The 3659-nt window shown below is 70.4% G+C and carries 5 protein-coding genes; all 5 read left to right on the top strand.

Translation table 11 applies throughout. From position 1 onward, the window contains the following. Nucleotides 1–328 precede the first annotated feature (328 nt). Nucleotides 329–685: a septal ring lytic transglycosylase RlpA family protein gene (locus FV223_RS22670; RefSeq protein ID WP_246689766.1), complete on the top strand. Its 357-nt coding sequence runs from the start codon at nt 329–331 to the stop codon at nt 683–685. An 80-nt stretch (nt 686–765) separates the two neighbouring features. Further along, nucleotides 766–1080, top strand: coding sequence for a polyhydroxyalkanoic acid system family protein (locus FV223_RS22665; RefSeq protein WP_147729107.1), 315 nt, complete (start codon nt 766–768; stop codon nt 1078–1080). 89 nt (nt 1081–1169) lie between these two features. Further along, nucleotides 1170–1382 carry a hypothetical protein gene (locus FV223_RS22660; protein ID WP_147729106.1) on the top strand — a complete coding sequence of 71 codons (213 nt, stop codon included), beginning with the start codon at nt 1170–1172 and terminating at the stop codon, nt 1380–1382. A 48-nt stretch (nt 1383–1430) separates the two neighbouring features. Then, nucleotides 1431–3260, top strand: a complete 1830-nt coding sequence (locus tag FV223_RS22655) for an ATP-binding cassette domain-containing protein (RefSeq protein WP_147729105.1) — start codon at nt 1431–1433, stop codon at nt 3258–3260. A gap of 203 nt (nt 3261–3463) precedes the next feature. After that, nucleotides 3464–3659 (top strand): hypothetical protein (locus tag FV223_RS22650; protein ID WP_147729104.1); only part of this gene is annotated, 196 nt, incomplete at its 3' end.

The raw sequence follows: 3659 nt of genomic DNA, 5'->3' as shown, positions 1-3659 counted from the left end.
CACGAGCCCGGCCCGGCCCCACGCTACGGCCAAGCTCAGTCGCAGGGCGGGCAGCAGGGTTTCGCTGAGCGCACGTCTCGGACCTCGATGGCGGTTCTTCCTGCGTCCCTGTGCGGGGGTATGAAGACTATACCGCACCGTAATCGGGCATTCGCGCCGAGAAAAAGACAAGTCTTCAATGCTTGCGCGTTGCTTGCAGCGGCGAATGCGGACGACATCTTCGAAATTCGGCCGGAATGTGATTCGGCTGCCCAAAATGTGGGGGTCTCATTTCAGCCCCGTTCGGTCTCGATTGGCGCCGCCCTCGTCAACAGCCAAGGACCGAAGCATGCTTTTCCGACCCGTCGCCAGAAACGCCGCCGTCACCCTCGGAACCGCCCTGTCGCTCGTCGCCGCCTCCTTGCCGGCCGCCGCCCAGAGCGGAGGCGCATCCTGGTACGGCAGCGGCCATCGCACCGCGAGCGGCGAGCGCTTCAACCCGAACGGGATGACCGCCGCCCACCGCAGCCTGCCCTTCGGCACCCGCGTCCGCGTCGAGAACCGGCGCACCGGCCGGTCGGTCGTGGTGCGGATCAACGATCGCGGCCCGTTCGTCCATGGCCGCATCATCGATCTGTCCCGCGGCTCGGCCCGGGCGCTCGGCATGGGCGGCACCACCTACGTCTCGCTGCACGTCGTGAACTGATGGGCAGGCCGGCCGGCGTTGCCCTGCACACCGGCCGGCCCCATCTCCGGGCCTGAACCGGAGACGCAGCGCGAAAAGCCATGGCAAAACCCCTCATCGTCGACATCCCGCACGACCTCGGCCGCGACGAGGCGCGCCGCCGCATCGAGACCGGTGTCGAGCAGGGGCGCGCCTTGCTCGCCAAGAGCGGCGTCACCATCGAGAACCTCGCCTGGACCGGCGACCGGCTCGACTTCGCGATCTCGGCGATGAAGCAGAACATGAACGGCCAGATCGACGTCGGCCAGGAGAGCGTGCGCGTCGAGTGCCACCTGCCGCTGCTGCTCGCGCTGTTCGCCGACAAGGTGAAGAAGATGGTCGGCAAGGAAGGCAACCTGCTGCTGACCAAGAAGTAGCACCGGAACACCCGGCGCGACCGCGCCGTTCACGCTCGTCACGCGGCGCGCGCCAAGACGCGCCGCGACCCCAGCGAGGAGCGTTTCCCATGGCCGATCCCGGCGCGATCCCCGAGGTGCCGACGAACCCGACGCCGGCCCCCGACACGCCCTACGACCCGCCGACCGTGCCGAGCCCTGCGCCCGGCCCGGAGATCCCCGGCGAAACCCCGAGCGAGGCGCCCGGCATCACCCCGGCCGAGGTCCCCGTGACCACGCCCGGCATGCCGACGCCGACCGGCCCCGCCGACCCGGTCGCCTGAGCGCATCGGCATTTGTGGTGAGGCGGCCGCGCTGCCATAAGCCCGGCCATGGCCGCCCCACCGCTCCTGACCCTTCAAGACATCGCGCTCACCTTCGGCGGCACGCCGCTGATCGAGGGAGCGGGATTCTCCGTCTCGCCCGGCGAGCGCACCTGCCTCGTTGGGCGCAACGGATCGGGCAAGTCGACGTTGATGAAGATCGCCGCCGGGCACGTCGAGCCGGATCGCGGCGTCCGCTTCGTCCAGCCCGGCACAACGATCCGCTATCTCGCCCAGGAGCCGGATTTCTCCGGCTTCGCCACCACCCTCGACTTCGTCGAGGCGGGCCTCGGCGACGGCGACGCCCATCACCGCGCCCGCTACCTGCTCGAAAGCCTCGGCCTCGACGGCAGCGAGGACCCGACGCGGCTCTCGGGCGGCGAGGGCCGCCGCGTCGCGCTCGCCCAGGCGCTGGCGCCCGAGCCCGACGTGCTGCTGCTGGACGAGCCGACCAACCACCTCGACCTGCCGGCGATCGAGTGGCTCGAGGCCGAGCTGAAGGGCACCCGCGCCGCGATGGTGCTGATCAGCCACGACCGGCGCTTCCTCTCCGCCCTGTCCCGCGCCACGATCTGGCTCGACCGTGGTGTCACCCGCCGGATCGAGCAGGGGTTTTCCGGCTTCGAGGCCTGGCGCGACGCGTTCTTCGAGGAGGAGGAGCGCGACCGGCACAAGCTCGAGCGCAAGATCAACGACGAGGAGCACTGGCTCCGCTACGGCGTCACCGCCCGGCGCAAGCGCAACGTGCGCCGCCTCGGCAACCTGCACGCGCTGCGCAAGGAGCGCCGCGACGACCGCCGCCCGGTCGGCACCGTGACGATGCAGGCTGGCGAGGCCGAGGCCTCGGGCACGCTGGTGATGGAGGCCAAGAACGCGAGCAAGAGCTTCGGCGAGCGCCGGATCGTCGCCGACTTGTCCCTGCGGGTGATGCGCGGCGACCGCCTCGGCATCGTCGGCGCCAACGGCGCCGGCAAGACCACGCTAATCAACCTGCTCACCGGCAAGCTGCAGCCCGACGACGGCAGCGTCCGCCAGGGCACCAACCTGAAGATGATGCTGCTCGACCAGGCCCGCGCGGTGCTCGAGCCGAGCATGACCGTGACCGAGGTGCTGACCGGCGGCAGCGGCGATTCCGTCGTCGTCAACGGCGTCAGCCGCCACGTGGTCGGCTACCTGAAGGACTTCCTGTTCACCCCCGAGCAGGCGCGCACGCCGGTGTCGGTGCTCTCCGGCGGCGAGCGCAACCGGCTGCTGATCGCCCGCGCGCTGGCGCAGCCGGCCAACCTTCTGGTCCTCGACGAGCCGACCAACGACCTCGATCTGGAGACCCTCGACCTGCTGCAGGAGATGCTTGGCGACTATTCCGGCACCCTGATCCTGGTGAGCCACGACCGCGACTTCCTCGACCGCGTCGTCGGCAGCGTGCTGGTCTCGGAAGGGGAGGGGCGCTGGGTCGAGTATGCCGGCGGCTACTCCGACATGGTCAACCAGCGCGGGATCGGCGTGCAGGCGCGCGCCGGCGCCAAGGGAAAAGCCGAGGGGAAAGCCGACGCCAAGAGCGGGGCAAAGGCCGACCTTCGCGAAAGGGCGGACACGGCGCCCGCGTCGAAGGCGAAGCTGAACTTCAAGGACCAGCACGAGCTGAAGACGCTGCCCGCGCGGATGGAGAAGCTGCAGGGCGCGATCGCGCAGCTGCGCACGGTGCTGGCCGATCCCGGCCTCTACGCCCGCGACGCGGCCCGCTTCGACAAGGCGTCGGCGATGCTCGCCCAGGCCGAGGTCGAGCTGTCCGGCGCCGAGGAGCGCTGGCTCGAGCTGGAGATGCTGCGCGAAGGGTGAGCGTCCGCCGGCCTTCATGATGCCGCGATGGCGGTTCAGGTTTCCGGTGCAGAAGTTCCAGGACTCACACATCTCCGGGTGGCGGCACCGGACGGCGTGTTCGAAGCACGGCGCAGCACTCTCTCCCGCGCGAGGGAGGGGACCCGTGCCCGATCATGCGCTCTGTGAGACGAGGATCGCCCGCCATCATCGGATCGTAGCCCGTGCCGTCTCGCCATCCGCCCGCATCGCTTGACGGCCTGCGATCCAAGGGCTGGCTGCTCGGCTTGCCCGTGCTCGGGCTGATCTGGGTCGGCACCACGCTGTACGCCGGGCCCGGGATCGGCGCGCGGATCGCCGAGGCCGGCGAGGCGGTGGCGCAGGCGACCGAGGCCGGATCGCCCGAGCCCTGGCTCCGCG

It is taken from the genome of Methylobacterium sp. WL116, assembly GCF_008039455.1.
Taxonomy (GTDB): Bacteria; Pseudomonadota; Alphaproteobacteria; order Rhizobiales; family Beijerinckiaceae; genus Methylobacterium.
Note: the sequence above shows the minus strand (reverse complement) of the source record. Positions and strands in the feature narration are given on the sequence as shown.